This is a genomic window from Pseudomonas sp. 09C 129 (genome assembly GCF_002843625.1).
Classification (GTDB): Bacteria; Pseudomonadota; Gammaproteobacteria; order Pseudomonadales; family Pseudomonadaceae; genus Aquipseudomonas; species Aquipseudomonas chlororaphis.
In genome coordinates this window covers 1,363,916-1,383,955 of record NZ_CP025261.1, presented here as the reverse complement: position 1 = coordinate 1,383,955, position 20,040 = coordinate 1,363,916, and the positions used below count along the sequence as shown (strand labels likewise).

Here is a 20,040-nt window from a genome sequence, read left to right as displayed (position 1 = left end):
CGCCCATAAAAAAGGCACCCTCATGGGGTGCCTTTTTTTATCTCGTCGCCAGGCTTTCGCACCGGCGCCAGCATGGCTCACTGAACGGTTTTCAGCTTGACCACATCGCCGGAGACCTTGGTGGTGTAACCGCTCAATACCCAGGCCCAGAACCAGTTTTCCTGGATCTGGGTGTTGATCATCGCGTCACCGCCCTTGGCCTGGATAGCCGCGGTCTGGGCGCGGACGAAGCGGTTGTTCTGCCGGATTGGGATGACCCCGAACAGCATGATGCCGGTAGCCGTTGCTTCGCTGTGACCGACCACGGTGTACTGGCTACTATCCAGTTGCTGAGTTTTCATCGCGGTGCCGGTGCAGCCAGCCAGGGCCAGGACAACCAGCGCAGAGGCGGCGATTTTGCTCAAGTGTTTCATGCATGACTCCATAAACCAGGAACCCGGGAACTCTTTTCTCCGGGGCGCGCACCCTAACAGTTCTGGTCACCCAAAAAACATCGGCAAGCGCCAAAAATTGCGCCGGGGCCCTCTCCCGCCGGGCGCCTGGCATTGACGATTCAGTCAGCTACTGAAGCACCGTTATCGATCGGCGCCGCGGACTGCCCGGCCCCCGGCTCACTGTGCGCCAGCACCGGCTGCTCCAGGCGCGCGCGGCCATAAAACAGCAGCGCCGTCAGCAGGCAGGTGAGCCACACTACGATCCCCGCCCAGAAGGTATGGGACATGTAATGCCAGCCCTGCAGCACCCGGGTGGTGCCATAGACGAAACCCAGCAGCAGCGAGCCGTACAGTAGCGCCTTGGCGTGGCGCCAGCGATAACGCCGGGCCACGAAGTACAGCGCCAGCATGGTGAAACCGCCCGAGGCATGGCCGCCCGGCCAGCAGCGGCCGTCACCGGCGGTCTTCAACAGCTCGAAGTTCTCATACCACTCCTTGTGCTCGATCTTGCCGGCGTACTGGGTGGTTTCCACCGGGCAGTACACGCTGGTGTGGCCCTTGAGGTAGTGAATCGCCCCGGTGCACAGGGCGAAGGCCACCACCACGAACAGCAGGTCCCGGCGATGGCGCGCGGTAAAACGCAATACCGGCGCCACGCGGAGCTTCTCCAGCAAGGTCTTGCCGCGGCCAAACCTTGCGCCCTTGAACAGCGGCCAGACAAACGACAGCAGCAGCCCGATCAGCGCCAGCTCGCCGGTCCAGTTGGGGATGATCCGCGCCCACTTGTGGGTGATCTTCTCGAACAGATGGGAGTGATCCAGCGGGAAGGTCTGGCTCACCGGATCGAAGAACAGGTCGCTGAAGGCGATGTCGATCCGGGTCATGTCGAACATCAGGAACACCAGCGCCGCGCACAGCAGCGGCAGGCCGAGGTTCCATTTATAAAAGCTCCAGGCCGTAAAGCGGGGACGGGAAAACGCCGGCATAGTCAGAGTCTCGGACAAGGGACGGTCAGGGGCGGTTGAAGGCGACGGAACGCCAGTCGCTGGCTTCGATGAAGCCGAGCATGTGCGGACGCCCGTCGAGGGTATCGGTGGAGACGAACAACGAGGCGCCGTAGCCCAGGGTCGAAGACGGCAGCTTCAGCGCCTTCTCCAGCGCGGCCATGCATTCGCTGTGGGTCACCAGCACCAGGTTGCGCCCGGCCACCTTGTGCGCCAGGGCATCGCGCAACAGGCTGCGTTTGCAGTCGAACAGCCAGTCTTCGCCACTGCCGGCCTTGCTGAACATATAACCTGAGGTCTGTACCGCGCGGGTCAGCGGGCTGTGGTAGATGTCGGCCTTGTCCAGCCCCAGGTGCTCGAACTGCGCGCCGACCCCCACCGCCACGTCACGGGCACGGTCGGTGATGCCGTCGGGCACGTTCAGGCAGGCGGCCCTGGAATGGTCGCAACGCTCGACGTGACGAATCAGCACAATCATCTGGCCCTTGGCCCAGCCGGCGCTCAAGGCCCTGGCGCCGGCCAGGTTGCCGTGGGCCAGGTCCGGCACCGCCGCGGGCTTGAGCACAAAGAACACCAGCGGCAGCACCAGCAAGGCCACCAGGGCGATCACCAGGCTATTGCGATAACGGGCAAAACGGCTCGCGACGAGCGCGGGCTTTGCCACCGGAAGACTGAGTCCTGACGCCACGTGCGAGCCGCCCCTAAATGACCACCAGACATTGAGTTGAGCAGCGCAGCAGACGCTAACCGCCGCTCATGACAAATCGAGTGCGTGGCACCCGATCGAGGGTCGGACTTTAGGCAGCGAGGCGTGGCCGCCCAGTGAAACGGATGTGAAAAAAAGCTCAATCGGCCAGGCGGTTTCTGGAGCGAAATCAGGCCCTTGGAAAGCCCCAAAATGGTGCAAAAAACTAATGCGACGAAATCGTTTCAGCTATTGCCCTTGCCGCCGATACACACCTGCGAACAAATCCTTGCTGGCCACCAATAACAACAATCTTCCAGCGATACATGATCAAGCAGCACAACGTTCCTGGAGGAATTGCATGAATAGCTGGTTCGGCAACATCAGCGTCAACCTCAAGTTAGGCCTGGGCTTCGGCCTGGTCCTGGCCCTGACTACCATCCTCGCCATCACGGGCTGGACCAGCCTGGGCGGTCTGATCGACCGCAGCAACTGGATGAGCGACATCACCCAACTGAACGCCGGGCTGACCAAGCTGCGCGTGACCCGCCTGCAATACATGCTGACCAACGGCGACGAAACCGCCGCGCAGAATGTGCAGGCCTCCCTGGACGACTTCTCGGCCCAGCAACAGAAGCTGCAGAACAGCTTCAAGAACCCGGCCAACATCAAGCTGCTCAAGGAACAGGGCACCACCATCAGCGCCTACCAGGCGTCCCTGAACAAGATGCGCAACGCCTACCGCAACGCCAATGCTGCCCGCGCGGTGATGAACGGCAACTCGGAAACGGCGCGCAACCTGATCAACAGCATCACCACGCGCGTTCAGCAAATGCCCCTGAGCGACCAGCGCTTCGAACAGTTCCAGGCCATCACCAAGGCCCGTGAGGAGTTCCTGCTGGCGCGCTTCGAAGTCCGTGAATACATCTACAACAGCACCGCGGAAGCCGAACGCAATGCCGCCGCCCAGATCAACGCGGCGATCGCCGCGCTGGGTGGCCTGGACAGCCATTTCAGCAGCACCCAGGGCGATGCCCTGCGCCAGTTGAAAACCGCGCTGGATGACTACCGCACCTCCCTGCTGACCTTCAAGGCCGCGGTCAGCGAAGCCGGCCAGGCGCGCAAGGAAATGACCGAACAGGGCGCCCTGATCGTCAGCCAGAGCGAAGAGCTGTACCAGTTCCAGCTCGACCGCCGCGACGAAGAAAGCGTCCAGGCCCGCAGCCTGCAACTGATCAGCACCCTGCTGGCGCTGCTGGTGGGCATCCTGGCCGCGGTGATCATCACCCGCCAGATCACCCGTCCACTGCGTGAAACCATGACCGTGGTCGAGCGCATCGCGTCCGGCGACCTGACCCAGGACGTGCGCGTCACCCGCCGCGACGAACTCGGCGTGCTGCAACAAGGCATCGGCCGCATGGGCGTGACCCTGCGCGAACTGATCGGTGGCATCCGCGACGGCGTGACCCAGATCGCCAGCGCCGCCGAGGAACTGTCGGCAGTGACCGAGGAAACCAGCGCCGGGGTCAACAGCCAGAAGGTCGAGACCGACCAGGTGGCCACCGCCATGCACGAGATGACCGCCACCGTGCAGGAAGTCGCGCGCAACGCCGAAGAAGCCTCGCAAGCCGCGGCCGCCGCCGACGGCGAAGCCCGCGAAGGCGACAAGGTGGTGGCCGAAGCCATCGCCCAGATCGAACGCCTGGCCAGCGAAGTGGTGCGTTCCACCGACGCCATGAGCGTGCTGCAACAGGAAAGCCAGAAGATCGGCAGCGTCATGGACGTGATCAAGGCCGTGGCCGAACAGACCAACCTGCTAGCGCTGAACGCCGCCATCGAAGCCGCCCGCGCCGGTGAAGCCGGTCGCGGTTTCGCCGTGGTCGCCGACGAAGTCCGCGCCCTGGCGCAACGCACGCAGAAATCCACCGAGGAAATCGAAGGCCTGGTGGCCGGCCTGCAGAACGGCACCCAGCAAGTGGCCAACGTGATGAACAACAGCCGCAGCCTGACCGACAGCAGCGTCGACCTGACCCGCAAGGCCGGCGTCTCCCTGGAGAACATCACCCGCACGGTGTCGAACATCCAGTCGATGAACCAGCAGATCGCCGCCGCTGCCGAACAGCAGAGCGCCGTGGCCGAGGAAATCAGCCGCAGCATCATCAACGTGCGCGACGTCTCGGAACAGACCGCCGCCGCCAGCGATGAAACCGCCGCCTCCAGCGTCGAACTGGCGCGCCTGGGCAACCAGCTGCAAATGATGGTCAGCCACTTCCGCGTCTGACCCTCAAGGCCCTATCGCGAGCAACCTCGCTCGCGATAGGCCGCCCACCCTCCCCAATCCCTGTAGCCGTTGCCGCAGGCTGCGATAAGGCCGAAGGCCTTCGGCGGTCTCAGGACCTTGCGCCTGCTGCGCAGTCGATCGCAGCCTCGCGGGCTCGGCAGCGGCTACAGGGTTCGGGTTCCAGGTTCCAGGTTCCAGATTCCAAGGTTCGGGGTTCGGGGTTCGGGGTTCGGGGTTCGGGGTTCGGGTTCAGGCTTGCGTGGGCCGGCGGCCGCCGTCGAGCAGCGCATCCACCACACCCCGTGCCATCTCCACGTTATGGATCAACGACCAGATCAGGCCACGCTCCACACCGCTGGCCCGCTCGGTGATTTCATCGGACACCTCTTCGGCGGCCTTGAGCAGGATCGAAACGTGAAGCAACGCCTCCTCGGCGCTGATGCCTTCACGTACACAAAACAACGAATCCTGGCCAACGACAGTGCCCACGGTTGGCTTGAGCGCCTCCATCGGCGAACCATCACCACGATGCCGGCACAGCGCCTGAAGAATGCTTTCGTTGGCACGATCATGCTCAGGATTTCTACGCGAGCACGGAAGGGAAACGGGTGGATCGGGGACGAGCTTTTTCATGGTGGATCCTCTTGGAAATGGAGCCAACCACCTACCGCTGCTAAACGAATAAGGGTGGCGGCGGTACGCGGGTTAGCAGACCGGTCCAAGATTCCGGCGCACCCGAAGGTGCCCCACGCACAGCCGCCATGACAGCAAACAGCAACCGAACATCATTGGTTGAGCTGACAGCGATACCTGCGTGACTTGGAAGCGAGCTGCTAAACCCGATCACCGAAAACCAGTGACGAACCCGAGGCTAGACAGCCCCCTTCCCAGACGCAAGCGCCCCGGAGTTTCTCGGAAAAGCCTTACAAGATAAAGCGAAGAGCCTCACTTTCAGACAGCGTCTTACACGACAAACCTGTCAGCCGCGGGACCTGATCGCGAGCAAGCTCGCTCCTACAAAAGGCTCCGATATAACCGGTCTGTAGCCGCTGCCGAGCCCGCGAGGCTGCGATAGGACCGAAGGTCCTCCAGCGGTTTCAAAATCCCTGCGCCCCCTGCGGGGTCGATCGCAGCCTCGCAGGCTCGGCAGCGGCTACAAAATTTAGCGCCGACCGGCAGGTCGCGCATGGCGCAGCTTTTGATCTTGATCTTGATCTACCCGCCCCATCGGGAGGCCGAGTGAAGGCGTTCATCAGGGGGATGGCGCGCAGCGCCCCTCGACGCAGTCGAGGACATCGTATGGAGGTCGAAGCGAAGCCGACCGGAGTCGATGCCCCCTGATGGACGCCGGAGCGAGGGAACCTGAGCGCAGCGAAGGCCGTACGCAGGGGCAAGCGTTTTTTGGTTACTTTTTGCTGGGCCGGCATTCCGGCGTTTGAAAAAAAGTGACCCGCCGTAAGGGCGGAACCCTAAGTGGCCGTTACCGCAGCAACGGATATGTACCCCGTCCAAAAAATGCAGCGCCAGAACGGACGCCATCGCGGGCAAGCCTCGCTCCTACGGCAGCCAGCCCGAATTACTCGATCCGCCAAATCCGCACCGTGGCGTTCTTCAACTCCAACGACCACTCCTCTTGCGACAAACGAAGCCGCCGCAGCGTCTCCCCCATCTGCGTCTCTGCCACATAGTCCTTGGCAATCACCAGAATCAGAAACTTATTCCGAACCCCCTCCATCCGTCGCAACCGATGCAGATCGGCAAACACCGACCAGACCACAGACTCCCCCGGATCAACCTGCGGAAACCAGAGTCGCCCATCGCCATCCTCTCGCAGCACGGACCGGGTCTCGGCCATCCCCTTGCCCATCAGGCACTTGGGAAACGACACATCCCCCAAGCATTTCACCTCGGCCGCCATGTCGAGATCTTCCGTGTACAGGTCGACTTTGGTGCGTCCTCCAGCATTGCCGCCGGTCCAGACATCGGTATGCCCCTGCTGCCAGGCATACAGGCTGAGCTCCGCCTGAATCCAGTGCTCCCGGCAATCGCTCAGCTCCAGCACCTGCGCCATGCGCTCGCTGATCGCATCAAACGCCCCGAGAAAAACCTCCGGCCATGCAATGGCTGTGTTCATTTTTTTGGACTCCGTTCCTGAAAGGGTCAGGGGAGCTTTCACGCCCCCCAACGCGTGCCTGCCTCTTGCGTATCGGCACCCGCTGCAGCGTCTTGAACCCTGCGCCGCCGCGCCAGCCAGCCCGAGGCAAGACGAAGCCGCCCCTTACCGGGTCCCGCGCAAGCGCAACGCCGACGGCATGAAGTAAGCGTCTTCCGGCACCGGCTGGGCAAAGTCCACGGTCTGCGCCTCCTCGTTATCCAGGTTCTGCACGTAGTAACGACGCGCCTGCAGATCATGGAACACGTCCAGCGCGCTCCAGGTCGTCGGCAAGTCGTAGAAGTTCTTCAGATAGGCCATCGACACCCGCCACAGATCCCCGCGGCCATCGTATTGGTCCACCACCGCCGCGCCCCAGCTGTCCTCGTCGAGAAACAGCACTCGCTTGGAATAGATGTGCCGGGCATTGGGCTTCAAGGTGCCTTCCACCACCCACACCCGATGCAACTCATAACGGCTGTACTGCGGGTTGAGATGCCCGGCCTTGAGCAAATCGGCGTACTTCACCGCCGGGCTGGACACCTTGTAGTTGTTGTACGGAATGTAGATTTCCCGCTTGCCCAGCAGCTTCCAGTCGTAGCGGTCGGGCGAGCCGTTGAACATGTCGGTGTCGTCGGCCGTGCGCAACCCGTCGGACGCCGCGATCGGCGTGTCGTACGCCAGGTTCGGCGCGCGCCGCACCCGACGCTGGCCGGCGTCGTAGATCCAGGCCTGGCGGGCCTCCTTGATCTGGTCCAGGGTCTCATGCACCAGGGCGGCGCCACCGGCCAGGCGCGCCGGGCTTTTCACGAAGGCCAGGTAATAGAACAGGACGTTCTTCAAACCGGCGAATTGCCCGTCCTTGCGGTAGTAGTTGAACAGCCCTTCCTGCTGCGAGGTCACCAGCGCGAAGCTGCCATTGCGCTGCACCGGCGCCTCGGAAGCGCGGCGTACCACATAGGTGCCGCGGTAGCGTGTGATGTGGTTCCACAACGCCTCGACCCCGCTTTTCGGGATTGGGAACGGCACCCCGCCGTAGGCGTCGGCAAAGCCGTTGCCACCGTCGAGCAGCTTGGCGCTGGTGGCGTTCCTGTAAGTGTTGTCATACACCCATTGCGGCGCCGAGCCGGAGCGGCGGCTCTTGTACACCGGCATCTGGAAGGTGTCCGGGTAGTTGTTGAACAGGGCGATTTCACCGGCGGTGAGGTTGGCCTTGTACTGTTCCAGGTTGGCCTTGGTGATGGTGAACAACGGCGTGTCGCCGGCGAACGGGTCGACATGGTGCTTGCCGGATTGATAGCCCTGGGGCGCCTGGGTGATGCCACCGTCCCAGGCTGGAATGGTGCCGGCCGCGTTGCCGGCACGCTCGGCGCCCAGCGGTGTCAGGCGGCCCTTGAGTGTTTGCGCCTCATCGCCGTTCGCCGCCAGGGCGCTGGCGGCGGCCATGCCCAGGGCCAGCGCCAGGCCGGCGTGGATCAATCGGTGCTTGTGCAACATGGATGCTCTCCGAAGCGGCTCGACAGGTGCCGCAGGCTGATGGCTCACAGGAAGTACTTGAGGTTGAAACCGATGTTGTCGCGGTCACGCACGCCGTTGTTCTGGCCACCGCCGAAAAACTCGGTGTACTGCAACTCGGCTTCCAGCTTGTTCTGGTAGTTGGCCTTGACCCCCAGGGTGTAGGCCTTGCGTCCCTCGATGAAGTTGCCGGCCTGGTAGGAGTTGCCCTCGAAGTCGTCCTTGTAGACCACGTAGGGCGACACGTTGACCCCGGCGTACACGTCGTTCCAGGTGCCGTTGAACATCACCGTGTAGCTGTAGGCGTTGCGGTTGACCTGATCGTCGCGCTCGCCCCCGGAGACGTAGGAAAAGTTGCCGGTGCCGGCGTAATAGCGGGTGCTGCCGTCATGGGCCGTGTATTTCAGGCTGCTGCCGCGCAGGTGTTCGGAGGCCAGTTCGAACACCCCGAACAACGAGTCGAACGACAGGCTTGGGCCGAAGTTGTAGATGCTGCCCAGGGAGGCGTTGAAGGCTTCGATCCGCTCGGCGTTATTGATCTCGCTGTCGAGCCGGACCATTTGCCCGCCGACATTCACGGTCCGGCCGGCCGCCGCGGCCGCCGCGCCATTGGCCAGGTCGCCGACCAGGTCGTTGGTGGCCGCGATGCCAATCGGCAGGTTCGGCCGGTAAGCCAGTTCGCCGAACACCGACGCCGGCCCCAGGGTGGTGTTGAAACTGAAGCCATACATGCGGATGTCTTCGGCGTACCGGCGGTGAGCCTGGATATTGCCCATCACGTCGGCCGTGGCCAGGCCGTTGGCCAGCGCCTCGGCCTGGCTGCCGGCCACCGGGCGCAGCAGATTGGCCAGGGCGTCCATGTCGACACCCTGGTACCCGCCCAGGTCGGCGGCAATGGTGGGCTCCTTGGCGTGATAGTTGACCAGGTACAGGCCGAACTCGGTGCTGTTGAGCGACTCGGCCATGTAGCGAAAGGCGAAGCCGTATTGGCCGTCGTTGCGCGCGTTGATGTCCTTGCCCACCGAGGCCACCTTGAGGGTGTTGCCGAATGCCGGGGTGATGCCGTTGGCGTACAGGCCGGTGCTGCGCAGCACGTTGCCCAGCACCGGGTTGTTGCCCAGGGACTCATACAGCCCGATGACGTTGCCGAAGCCCGGCACCGGGGTGTCCAGCGCGGTGCCGCTGAAGTTGTTGTAGGCCGTGCGGCCGCCGTCGGCGAACAGATCGGTCTGCGAATAGAAGGTGCCGACCGGGTCGATGCGCGTCTCCTTCCAGTTCCACTGGTAGAAGCTTTCCAGGGTCAGGTTGTCGCTCAGGCCGATGTTGAAACTGATGGCCTCCACCGGCATCAGCACTTCCTTGACCTCGGCGCCGGGCAGACGGTACTTGGCGGCGTCCACCGGGTTGGTGGTGTTGACCCCGCCGCGATAGAAAATCCCCTCGCCCCAGTTGAACACCTGGCGCCCGAGCCGCACCGACAGCGGCATCTGCGCCACATCCCAGTTGCCGTAGACATAGGCGTCGAGCATCTCCACGCGGCTGCCGGCGATGTCGCGGGTCTGGCTGCTGAAGTGATCGTCCCGGGGGTTGCTCTGGCTCGGCTGCGAGGGCTGGTTGTTTTTGTAGTAGTCGTTGCGCTTGTCCATGATCTGGGTGTCATAGAACGCCGTGCCGCGCACGAACATGCCGTAGTTCTGGTAGTTGGCCTCCAGCTCCGAAGTGATCTTGTAGACCTCCGAAGCCAGCCCGGTGTCGAAATTGCGATTGCCGTCGTTGGTGTTGACGTCATCGTTGCTCTTGTCCCGCCCCTGGACCCGCCACAGGCGGCCGTAGGACAAGGTGCTGTCGAACGAGCCGGTGACCTGGCTGTCCAGCACGCTGAACTCCAGGGCCTGCACCGCATCGACCGCGCACCATTGCAACACGCCCAGCAGCCCGACCCCGGCATAGCTGGGTGCCGCGTACCATTTGCCCGGTGCTCCCGGGTGCCGACTCCACACGCTGATCGCCATCGCTTGCATCCCCCTGACTGACTCTTGTTATTTTTCTGTCCGTTTGCGCTGCACTACTCGGTGCCTGGCCCGGCATCTGCCTCGATACCGGCGCGCACAAAATTGCGGCTGTGGGCGCCCAGGTTCCGGATCAGTTGCAACAGTTGCCCGTTCAGCGCCGCATGCTCATGAGGTTCCCGGGCCAGCGCGTTGCCGGCGCTGAAGCTCTGGTTGGCTGCCGGGGTCTGCAGCCACTGGCCGATGGCCTCGTCGAAGGCCGCGGCCTGGGCGCTGGATTCGGCGCTGATCACCTCGCGCGGGTAGTCCACCGAATAGGGCGGGTAGCTCGCGTCCCGCTCGGTGTCGGCATAGGCCGCCAGCATCGGGTGCGGCTGCCCGGCCAGCAGCAGGCCGTGCAGCCAGTTGAACTGGTATTTCTCCACTTCCGTGTGGCGGGTGGCCGCGCGTTCGATCGCGGCCTTCTTGTCCGCGTCGTAACCGGCCAGGGCCTTGCTCTCCATCAGCAGCATGTCGGCCAGGTCGACACCCGGCAGCGCCGTGGCGTGATAGGGCTGGGTCAGGTCCTGGATGTAATGCAGGCCCCAGCCGAGAAAGCGGTAACCCCAATAGGGATGCCCCTTGGCGAAGGCGAAGCGCGCCAGGTCGAGAAACTGATAGGCCCGCCAGTGCGGCCAGTTGCGTTGCAAGAACGGCGCGGCGGCATACACCACCGGGTTTTCGTGGAAGAAACCCATGTGGAACGGCGCCTGGGAGCTGTACTGGAAACGCGCATCGCCAAAGGGCTGCGGGCCGAAGCCATAGCGCGCGCCGACATCGCCGGGGTTGTCGCTGAACAGGTTGATGTCGTGGCCGTAGTCCGGCTCGTCGGCGGCGCTGGCCAGCACCGCCAGCGGCGCGACGCGCTCGGCGGGAGCCAGGGCAATGAAGCGCTGGATGTTCCAGGGCGAAAGGGTCTGCTCGACCATCACCTGGTCCGCCGCCAGATGCTGGCGCCGGGGCTGGTCTTGCCCGGCCATCGGCTGGATCGCCAGCGCCAGGTGGATCTTCGGGTTGAGCCGCAGCGCCTGGAGGAATGCCTGGCGCGGATTGTCCCCCGGCTGCTCGCCCAGCTTCAGCTCGTCCGGGCGCGGCGGATAGTGCGCGAAGTGTTCACGGGCAAACTGCTCCTGCCGCTCGAGCAGGACCACCAGCCCCGCATGCTCCTGCACGAGGAACGGCTCCAGGGCTTCGACCTCGACTTCGGGCGCGTCACGCAGTTGCGGCAACGCCTGCAAGGCCAGGTAGCTGCCCACGGTGTGGTTGGACCAGGCCTGGGCATCGGGCGCCATTGCGCAGGTTCCCCACGCCAGCCCCCACCACAGCGCTACAGACAACTTCATCGGCTTTTCGCTCTTATTGGATCAATCGGCAGTGGGGATCGAGCCTAACAACCGACCCCGGGCCTGACACTGTCCAATCTGGCCAAAAAAACTCTCCGATAGCGCCACGCCGTTGCCCGCGAATCCACGCAGCCGCCAACGCCGCGCGCCGGCAAAACCCGGGCGCGACAACCGCTGGCATGCGGCCGGGTTCAGGCCGGGTAACCGGTGATCTCGCGAATGCTGCGGTACAGCGGGCTGAGCTGGCGGTACATGCGCACATACACCTCGCGGTACAGCCGTTGATAGAGCTGCTGCGCCTGGGGTTGCGGCTGAAAGACCTCGGCGACGCGGGTCATGCCGGCAATGGCCGTGGGGAAATCCGGGTACAGGCCCAGCCCGACCGCACAGGCAATCGCCGCGCCAAGCCCGGAGGCTTCGTACACATGCGGACGCTCGGCGGGCAGGCCGAAAATGTCCGCCGTCAATTGCATGGCCGCGTCGCTCTGGGAACCGCCGCCGGCCACCCGCAAGCAGGTAATCGGGGTGCGGGTGCGCTGCTCGATGCGTTCCTTGCCCTGGCGCAGGGCGTAGGCCAGGCCCTCGAGAATCGCCCGGTAGATATGCGCCCGGGTGTGCACATCGCCAAAGCCGATCATCGCGCCCTTGGCCTCGACGCCCGGCTCGCGGATTCCGGGCGACCAGTAAGGTTGCAGCATCAGCCCCATGGAGCCGGGCGGCACCGCGTTGACCAGCGCATCGAACAACACCTCCGGCTCCAGCCCCTGCTCGCGGGCCTGCTGCATTTCCCGCAGGCCGAACTCCTGCTTGAACCAGCTGACCATCCAGTAGCCGCGATAGATCATCACTTCGCAGTTGTAATGGTCGGGCATCGCCGAGGGGTAAGGCGGGATCAGCGGGATGATTTCCCGGTAGCGGGACCGGGTGGTGGTGATGGTCGCCGTGGTGCCGTAGGACAGGCAGGCAGTGCTGCTGTCCTGCACCCCGGAACCCAGCACTTCACAGGCCTTGTCGGCCCCCGCGGCAATCAGCGGCAAGCCTTCGGGAATCCCGGTCAGCTGGCTGGCCGCGGCGCTGATATGCCCCAGGACCTCGCCCGGCTTGCGCAGGCTCGGCAACTGCTCGGGGCGCACCGCCAGGGCCTGCCATTTCCAGTCACGGGGCGCGGCCCAGCGCAGGCGCTTGTAGTCGAAGGGCAAAAAGGCCACGCAACAGCCGACCGAGTCGACAAAGTTCCCGGTCAGCCGATGGGTGAGAAAGCCCGACAGCAGCAACAGCTTGTCGGTGGCCGCCCAGACGTCGGGCTGGTGCCGGGCGATCCAGTTGACCTCGGCCTGGGCGCGAAAGTAGTCCACCGTGGCCTGGGCCCCGATCAGCTTGAACAGCCAGCTCCAGGGGCCCTTGAGGTCGCCCTCGACTTCGGTCTGGCGCTGGTCGAGCCAGAGGATCGCCGGACGCAAGGGTTTGCCGTCGGCATCGACGTTGATCAGGGTGCCGCGCTGGGTCGTCAGCGACACGCCGCGGATCTGCCGGCGATCGATGCCGGCCTGCTGCCACAACTGCTGGCAGGCCTCGCCGAGTTTGCGCCAGTAGTAATCGGGGTCCTGTTCGGCCCAGCCGGGCTGGCTGGAATAGTAGGCCTGCAACTCGACCTTGCCCTTGCCCAGCAGGTTGCCTTGCAGGTCAAACAACAGGGCCCGCACGCTCTGGGTGCCATTGTCGATCGCCAGCAGATAGGGCTTGTCGTTGTTCATGGATGGCTCTTGGGTAGGCTTCTATAGGCAACCTCGGGCAGGCTGTGATAACGCAGCCACAGGTCGTGATAACGCTGTTGTTCCTGTTCCCAGCGCGCGTCGTCCCAACCGAGCAGGGGCTGGCACAGGGCGCGGATCGCCGGCAGCTCGGCCGCCGCGCCGTTGGCCAGCAACAGGCCCAGGCGGGTGCGGCGCAGCAGCAGGTCGTCCAGGTGCAGGACCATCTCGCTTTGGGCGGCAAACGCCAGCTCGGCCCACAAGGTGTCGCTGCTGGCGACGCAGCCGCATCCCAGCTGCGCCAGCCATTGCGCCAGTCGCGGCAGGTCGCGCCCATGGCGCCCGGCCAGGCGGCGCAGCTGGCCGCTGCTCAGGCCCGCGACCTCCACCGCCGGCACGGCCGCGAACACCGCCGCGTCGGCATCGTCCAGGGTCCGCCCGAGCATCGCCGCACAGGCCTGCAACACCTCGAGGGCCTGGGTACGAAAGGTGGTCAGCTTGCCGCCGGCCAGGGTCACGCAGCCCGGCTCGCACCACAGCGCATGCTCGCGGGTTTCATTGGAAGGCTTGCCCGCCGCGTCGGCGCTGCCCACCACCGGGCGCACCCCGGACCAGGTCGACAGCACATCGGCGGCGCCGATGCGCGCCTCGGGAAATTGCTGCTCGCAGGCCGCCAGCAGATAGGCCAGCTCCTCGGCACTGATGCGCGCGCTCTGGTCGAGGTCTTCGCGGTGATCGAGGTCGGTGGTGCCGACCACGGTGGCGCCTTCCCAGGGAAACACGAACACCGGGCGCCGATCGCTGTCATGCAGGAAGCTGAATGCCTGGGCCACCGGCAGACGCCAGCCGGGCAGCAACAGGTGGCTGCCGCGCAGGGGCCGCAAGTGGCGGTTCTCGCCAGGCGGCGCGAAACGCCCGGCCCAGGCCCCGCTCGCCACCGCCAGCACCGCGCAACGCAGGGTCAGCGCCTGGCCGCTTTCCACGTCCTCGACCGACACCCCGCACACTCGCCCCCGTTCGCGCAGCACCTGCTGCACGCGCAGGCCATTGAACGCCTGGGCGCCATCGGCCCGCGCCTCGGCCAGCACCCGCATCACCAGCCGGGCATCGTCGGTCAGGGCATCGAGAAAACATGAGCCGCCCAGCAAGCCTTCGGCCTTGATGCCGGGCGCCAGGTAACGCATCTGCTCGACGTCGTGGAAACGATGGTTGCGCCGCCCGGCCAGGGCGTCGTACACCGCCAGCAGGCCACCGAACACCCGCGGCCCGGGAAACACACCGCGATAGTGCGGCATCAGAAAGCTCATGGGCTCCACCAGCCCGGGGGCTTCGTCGAGCAGGCGCTGGCGTTCGCGCACCGAATCGCGGGTCAGGCGCCATTGGCCCTTGGCGATGTAGCGCAGGCCGCCATGGACCATTTTCGAGGAGCGGCTGGAAGTGCCCCAGGCAAAATCGCGCTGTTCCAGCAGCAGGCAGCGCCAGCCATGCCGCGCCGCCTCACGCAGGATCCCGGCCCCGCTGATGCCGCCGCCGATCACGATCAGGTCCCAGCTCTGGCCCGCCAGGGTCGGCAGCTGAGCCTGGCGCCATTGCGCATTCCAATCCGTGCTCATGGGCCTTATTCCTCCAGCAGGGTGCCGGGGTTGAGGCGCCCGGCAGGGTCGAAGTGCCGGCTGAGGCTGCGCAGGGCGGCGATCGCCAGTTCGCCTTTTTCGTGCACCAGATAGGGCGCGTGGTCCTTGCCCACGCCGTGCTGGTGGCTGATGGTGCCGCCGTGCTCGACGATGGTCTGGCTGGCCGCATGCTTGAGCGCCTTCCAGCGGGCCAGGGTGGCCGGGTAATCCGCGGCCGGACGGAACACGTAGCTGGTGTAGATGCTCGAGCCTTCGCCGTAGACATGCGACAGGTGGGTGAAGACATGGACCTGTTCGCCTTCGGCCGCCAGGCAATCGCGCAGGCTGGCCTCGATGCGCTGCAACAGGTTGTCGACATTGCTCCAGTCGGTGGCGGTCTCCAGGGTGTCGACCACATAGCCGGCATGCCAGAGGCTCTCGCGCAGGTAGGGAAAACGAAAGCGGTTATGCGCCCACTTGTTGCCCAGCAAGGTGCCGGTGAACACCCCGCCGAAGGCCTTCAGGTGCTGCCTGGCCTGGCGCAGGGACAGGGCGTTCTGCTGGCGGTTGCCGGTCACGCCGAAGGTCAGCAGGCACTTGCCCTGCCCCGCCCCGCGCAGCTTCAGGTATTTCTCCAGCCAGGCGATCTGCCGCGGATGGCCGGCCAGGGCCAGCTGGGTCTCGGTTTCCACCGCGTTCGACAGCCGCAGCATGGACAGCGGCACCCGGGCCTGGGCCAGTTGGCGGATGGCCTGCAGCGCCTTGGGCCAGTCCGGCAGGAACACGCCATAGAAGCGCTCGTCCTCGACCAGCGCGCTGACCCGCACCTTGACCGAGGAAATGATCCCGAAGCGGCCCTCGCAGCCCAGCACCACCTCGCGCAGGTCCGGCCCCGCGGCCGACGCCGGGAACGCGGGAATCTGCAAGGGGCCGGCGAAGGTTTCCAGGGTGCCGCCGGCGAACAACTGCTCGATGCGCCCGTAGCGCAGGGACTGCTGGCCGCTGGAGCGGCTGGCGACCCAGCCGCCCAGGGTCGACAGCTCCCAGGACTGCGGGAAGTGCCCCAGGGTATAGCCGCGGGCGCGCAACTGGCTTTCCACCTGCGGGCCGCTGGCGCCGGGGCCGAAGGTGGCGATCAGGCTGCTTTCGTCCAGCTCCAGCAGGCGATTCATCCGCGCCATGGACACGGTCAGTACCGGCCGCGTCGAAACGGGTGGGTTGATGTGGCCGGCCACCGAGGTGCCGCCGCCGTAGGGGATCAGGCACAGGTCCTGCTGTTCGGCCAGGGCCAGCAACTGGCGAACCTGCTCGGCGCTATCGGGAAAGGCCACGCCGTCCGGGTAGCGCTCCAGCGTGCCTTCGCGCAGGGCCAGCCAGTCCGGCAGGCTCTGGCCGCGGGCATGCAGCAGCCGGTCATGGGCCTCGATGCTGTACAGCGCATGGGGCATCAGGCGCGACGGCGGCACCCGGGCCAACGCGGTTTCCAACGAAGCATCCGCCAGTCGGCTCCCCGCGCCGATACGCTGCGCAAGAAACCCCGCGCCCTGGGCGGGCAATTCGACCACCGTGCTTTGTTCGCCCCAGCCGTTCCAGCGTCGCATGCCTGTGCCCCTTGTGTCGTGCTTGTAAGTATTGGTTTTCAAGGCCCCCATACTAGTTCGCGGCGCACGGGTGTCACGGTCGCATCAGGCCAGTTCGAGTAGCCAATTGGGTCAGCCGGGGACAAGGGGCCCGAAGCATTTACTTTAGTCCCGCTTTCAAATTACCTTTCAGGGCGCCGACGCCTGCTGGAACAGCCTCCCACTCGGTTCCCGCGCGCGTCCATCCACGTTCCGGCGCCAGGAAACCCACCATGCACAGCCTCGGCTACACCTCGGTCCCACCGCTGCTCAAGTACCTGCGCTATGCCGAGCAGCTGGGTATCGCCATCGAACCTGCGCTGGCGGCCGCGGGCTTGCAGGCCGGGCAATTGAGCGACAACAGCCTGCGCCTGCCCGGCGAGGCCCATGAGCGTTTGCTGGACTATTTCTGCGAGCATTCGGCAGACCCGTTGTTCGGGCTCAACTCGGCGCGGTTCGTGCTGCCCAACTCGTGGAACGTGCTGGGCTACATCACCATGAACTGCGCGACCCTGGGCGACGCGATGAACCGGATCATGCCGTTCGAGAAGCTGGTGGGCGACATGGGCGTCAGCCGCGCCGAGCAGGTCGACGGGCAAATCCACTTGACCTGGAGCTGCCGCCACCAGCGCCCCACCTCGCGCCGGCACATGGTGGAGAACGTGCTGGCGTCGTGGCTGCTGTACGCACAGTGGATCGCCGATACCCGGTTGAGCCCCATCGCCGTGTGGTTCGAGCATTCGCTGCCGGCGGGGGCCGAGCTGGCCCAGTACGAGGCATTTTTCGGCAGCCCGGTACTGTTTGACCAAGCCTACTCAGCGCTGATCGCGCCTGCGCAATACATGCAGTTGCCCCTGCGCCAGGCCGACGCCCAGTTGCTGCGGACCCTGGAGGAACATGCCCTGGGCCTGATGGCCTCGCTAAGCGATGCGCCGCTGCCGCAGCAGGTGAAAAACGTCCTGCGCCAGCTGCTCAAGGAAGGCCTGCCACGCAAGGAGCAGGTGGCGAAACAACTGGCCACCTCCGTGCGCACCCTGCAGCGCCAGCTGCAACAGGCCGGCACCGGCTACCAGCAGATTCTCGATGACCTGCGCCAGGAGCTCGCCGAGCATTACCTGCTGCACAGCGATCTGGCGATTCACGATATTTCCCAATACCTGGGCTTTACCGAACAGCGCTCCTTTCACCGCACCTTCAAAAGCCGCACCGGCATGACCCCGGGAGAATTCCGCCACACCCAGCGAACCCCCTAACCCTGTAGCCGCTGCCGAGCCCGCGAGGCTGCGCTCGACCCCGCAGGGGGCGCAAGGTTCTTGGGAGCGCTGGATGACCTTCGGTCCTATCGCAGCCTCGCTGCGCTCGGCAGCGGCTACAAGGTGCCAGGCGCAAGGCGAGGTGCATCGCACCATTCCCTGTAGCCGCTGCCGAGCCCGCGAGGCTGTGATCGTCCCCGCAGGGGGCGCAAGATTCTTGGGGCCGCTGGAGGACCTGCGGTCCTGTCGCAGCCTCGCTGCGCTCGACCCCGCAGGGGGCGCAAGGTTCTTGAGACCGCTGGAGGACCTGCGGTCCTGTCGCAGCCTCGCTGCGCTCGGCAGCGGCTACAAGGTCCAGGCGCAAGATGCGAAGCGCTGGCTCAGACGCAAATGGCGTTGGTAAACACCAGCCGATTGCCGAACGGATCGAGCACCGTCAGGTCCTGGCTACCCCAGGGCATGGCCTGGATCTGTGGGTGGGCGAAGCGGTAATCCTTGGCCAGCAACTGCTGCTGGAAGGCTTCCAGCTCGTCGGTCTCGATGCGCAACGCAGAGCCCGGCGTGCTGTCGCCATGGTGCTCCGACAGGTGCAGCACGCACTCCCCACGCGACACCTGCATATACAGCGGGAAGTTGTCTTCGAAGCGATGCTGCCAGTCGAGCGTGAAGCCCAGGAAGTCGATATAAAACTCCCGCGCCTTGGCCTCGTCGAAAATCCGCAGGATGGGGGTGGTTTTGCCAAAGCTCATTGCGCGACTCCCTGATGAAAGATGTCCACGGTATAGCAGGTGGATGTCAGCACTTCGGCTAGGCCAAGGCTTTCTTTAATATCATCAGGCCATCATTGTGACGGCGTTCACCTATTCGGCACCGCACGCCTTCAGCCGTTGAACCCTTCACGCAAATCCCCTTGCCGCGCCAGGAAGCGCCCATGCCGGCGGCCATTGGCCTGGCCTTCGGCATAGCTGCGCACGCCGTTGACCCACACGCCGTCGATCCCCTCGGCCGCCTGTTGCGGGCTTTTGAAGTCGGCCACATCGCGGACCCGCGCCGGGTCGAACAGCACCAGGTCGGCCCAGTGCCCTTCGCGGATTTCGCCACGCTGCTTGAGGCCGAAACGCGCCGCCGACAGCCCGGTCATCTTGTGCACCGCGGTGTGCAGCGGGAACAGGCCGAGGTCGCGGCTGAAGTGCCCGAGCACCCGCGGGAAAGCGCCCCACAGCCGTGGATGGGGGAACGGGTCTTCCGGCAGGCCGTCGGAACCGATCATCGACAGCGGGTGGGCAAGAATGCGCCGCACATCGGCTTCGTCCATGCCGTAGTACACCGCGCCGGCCGGTTGCAGGCGCCGCGCGGCCTCCAGCAGAGTCGTGCCCCACTCGGCGGCGATGTCCATCAGGTCGCGGCCGCCCAGTTCCGGGTGCGGGGTGGACCAGGTGATGGTGATGCGAAAGGCGTCGGTGACCTGCTTGAGGTCGAGGGTCGAGGAACTGGCCGCGTAGGGGTAACAGTCGCAGCCCACCGGATGGTCTTTCGCCGCCTGCTCCAGGGAGGCCAGCAACTGCGGACTGCGCCCCCAGTTGCCCGCCCCCGCGCATTTGAGATGGGAAATGATCACCGGCGCCTTGGCCTGGCGGCCGATCAGGAACGCCTCATCCATGGCCTCCAGCACCGGCTCGAATTCACTGCGCAGGTGGGTGGTGTACACCGCGCCGAAGGCGCTCAGTTCCGCGGCCAGTTGCAGCACCTCGTCGGTCTCGGCCGAGAAGGCGCTGGCGTAGGCCAGGCCTGTGGATAAGCCGAGGGCGCCGTCTTCCAGACTGGCCCGCAACTGCTCGCGCATGGCGGCGATTTCCTCGGCCGTGGCGGTGCGATACAGATCGTCCAGGTGGTTGCTGCGCAGCGCCGTGTGGCCGATCAGCGCCGCCACATTGACCGCCGGCTGCGCGGCGTCCACCGCCGCGCGGTAGTCGCGAAAACGCGGGTAGACGAAGGCCGCCTGGCTGCCCAGCAGGTTCATCGGGTCCGGTGGCTCGCCGCGCAGATTCACCGGCGAGGCACTGATGCCGCAGTTGCCGACGATCACCGTGGTCACGCCCTGGCTGAGCTTGGGCAGCATCTGCGGCTGGCGGATCACCACGGTGTCGTCGTGGGTGTGCACGTCGATAAAACCGGGGGCCAGCACCCGCCCGGCGGCGTCGACTTCTTCGCTGGCGCGGGCGCCTTGCAGGTCGCCGATGCGGGCGATGCGGCCCTCGAGCAGGGCGACATCGGCGGGGTAAGCCGGGCGGTCGCTGCCGTCGATCACCAGGGCGTTGCGGATCAGGGTGTCGTAAAGCATG

At 65.3% G+C, this 20,040-nt stretch carries 15 protein-coding genes and 1 pseudogene; 3 read left to right on the top strand and 13 right to left on the bottom strand.

Annotated features, from left to right (window positions below; translation table 11 throughout):
• Positions 1 to 77: 77 nt before the first annotated feature.
• From CXQ81_RS06335 to CXQ81_RS06325, 3 genes are all read right to left on the bottom strand, one after another.
• Positions 78 to 413 carry a hypothetical protein gene (locus tag CXQ81_RS06335; RefSeq protein ID WP_028681622.1) on the bottom strand — a complete coding sequence of 112 codons (336 nt, stop codon included), beginning with the start codon at positions 411 to 413 and terminating at the stop codon, positions 78 to 80.
• Between the two features lie 140 nt (positions 414 to 553).
• A complete protein-coding gene (locus tag CXQ81_RS06330; RefSeq protein ID WP_101336788.1) occupies positions 554 to 1,420 on the bottom strand; it encodes a phosphatase PAP2 family protein in 867 nt (288 codons plus the stop codon).
• 25 nt (positions 1,421 to 1,445) lie between these two features.
• Complete coding sequence (locus CXQ81_RS06325) at positions 1,446 to 2,102, bottom strand: histidine phosphatase family protein (protein ID WP_062823719.1); 657 nt, start codon at positions 2,100 to 2,102, stop codon at positions 1,446 to 1,448.
• Between the two features lie 250 nt (positions 2,103 to 2,352).
• On the opposite strand from CXQ81_RS06325, the pseudogene CXQ81_RS31710 reads away from it, so the two are divergent.
• A pseudogene (locus CXQ81_RS31710) lies at positions 2,353 to 3,498 on the top strand (methyl-accepting chemotaxis protein); the annotation flags it as partial.
• Positions 3,499 to 3,540: 42 nt separating this feature from the next.
• Positions 3,541 to 4,404, top strand: coding sequence for a methyl-accepting chemotaxis protein (locus tag CXQ81_RS31705; protein WP_370686826.1), 864 nt, complete (start codon positions 3,541 to 3,543; stop codon positions 4,402 to 4,404).
• A 249-nt stretch (positions 4,405 to 4,653) separates the two neighbouring features.
• Here the strand turns inward: CXQ81_RS31705 and CXQ81_RS06315 are convergent, their stop codons facing one another.
• From CXQ81_RS06315 to CXQ81_RS06280, 8 genes are all read right to left on the bottom strand, one after another.
• On the bottom strand, positions 4,654 to 5,037 hold the full coding sequence (locus tag CXQ81_RS06315; protein ID WP_101336787.1) for a hypothetical protein: 384 nt from the start codon (positions 5,035 to 5,037) through the stop codon (positions 4,654 to 4,656).
• A gap of 943 nt (positions 5,038 to 5,980) precedes the next feature.
• On the bottom strand, positions 5,981 to 6,538 hold the full coding sequence (locus CXQ81_RS06310; protein ID WP_101336786.1) for a hypothetical protein: 558 nt from the start codon (positions 6,536 to 6,538) through the stop codon (positions 5,981 to 5,983).
• A 144-nt stretch (positions 6,539 to 6,682) separates the two neighbouring features.
• Positions 6,683 to 8,053 carry a DUF1329 domain-containing protein gene (locus CXQ81_RS06305; protein WP_101336785.1) on the bottom strand — a complete coding sequence of 457 codons (1,371 nt, stop codon included), beginning with the start codon at positions 8,051 to 8,053 and terminating at the stop codon, positions 6,683 to 6,685.
• Between the two features lie 44 nt (positions 8,054 to 8,097).
• The gene (locus CXQ81_RS06300) at positions 8,098 to 10,083 is read right to left on the bottom strand and encodes a DUF1302 domain-containing protein (protein WP_256593455.1); all 1,986 of its coding nucleotides are present in this window, start codon (positions 10,081 to 10,083) and stop codon (positions 8,098 to 8,100) included.
• A 53-nt stretch (positions 10,084 to 10,136) separates the two neighbouring features.
• The gene (locus CXQ81_RS06295) at positions 10,137 to 11,462 is read right to left on the bottom strand and encodes a phospholipase (protein WP_101336784.1); all 1,326 of its coding nucleotides are present in this window, start codon (positions 11,460 to 11,462) and stop codon (positions 10,137 to 10,139) included.
• Between the two features lie 191 nt (positions 11,463 to 11,653).
• Complete coding sequence (locus tag CXQ81_RS06290; RefSeq protein WP_101336783.1) at positions 11,654 to 13,216, bottom strand: FGGY-family carbohydrate kinase; 1,563 nt, start codon at positions 13,214 to 13,216, stop codon at positions 11,654 to 11,656.
• Positions 13,213 to 14,826, bottom strand: coding sequence for a glycerol-3-phosphate dehydrogenase/oxidase (locus tag CXQ81_RS06285; RefSeq protein ID WP_101336782.1), 1,614 nt, complete (start codon positions 14,824 to 14,826; stop codon positions 13,213 to 13,215). The genes CXQ81_RS06290 and CXQ81_RS06285 overlap by 4 nt, the downstream gene beginning before the upstream one ends.
• Positions 14,827 to 14,831: 5 nt before the next feature.
• The gene (locus tag CXQ81_RS06280) at positions 14,832 to 16,427 is read right to left on the bottom strand and encodes an FAD-binding oxidoreductase (RefSeq protein ID WP_101336781.1); all 1,596 of its coding nucleotides are present in this window, start codon (positions 16,425 to 16,427) and stop codon (positions 14,832 to 14,834) included.
• Positions 16,428 to 16,678: 251 nt separating this feature from the next.
• On the opposite strand from CXQ81_RS06280, the gene CXQ81_RS06275 reads away from it, so the two are divergent.
• Positions 16,679 to 17,698: an AraC family transcriptional regulator gene (locus tag CXQ81_RS06275; RefSeq protein ID WP_101336780.1), complete on the top strand. Its 1,020-nt coding sequence runs from the start codon at positions 16,679 to 16,681 to the stop codon at positions 17,696 to 17,698.
• A gap of 380 nt (positions 17,699 to 18,078) precedes the next feature.
• On the opposite strand, the gene CXQ81_RS06270 is transcribed toward CXQ81_RS06275, so the two are convergent.
• Positions 18,079 to 18,447, bottom strand: coding sequence for a glyoxalase superfamily protein (locus CXQ81_RS06270; protein ID WP_007932466.1), 369 nt, complete (start codon positions 18,445 to 18,447; stop codon positions 18,079 to 18,081).
• 131 nt (positions 18,448 to 18,578) lie between these two features.
• Complete coding sequence (locus CXQ81_RS06265) at positions 18,579 to 20,039, bottom strand: amidohydrolase family protein (protein ID WP_101336779.1); 1,461 nt, start codon at positions 20,037 to 20,039, stop codon at positions 18,579 to 18,581.
• Between the last annotated feature and the right edge of the window lies 1 nt (position 20,040).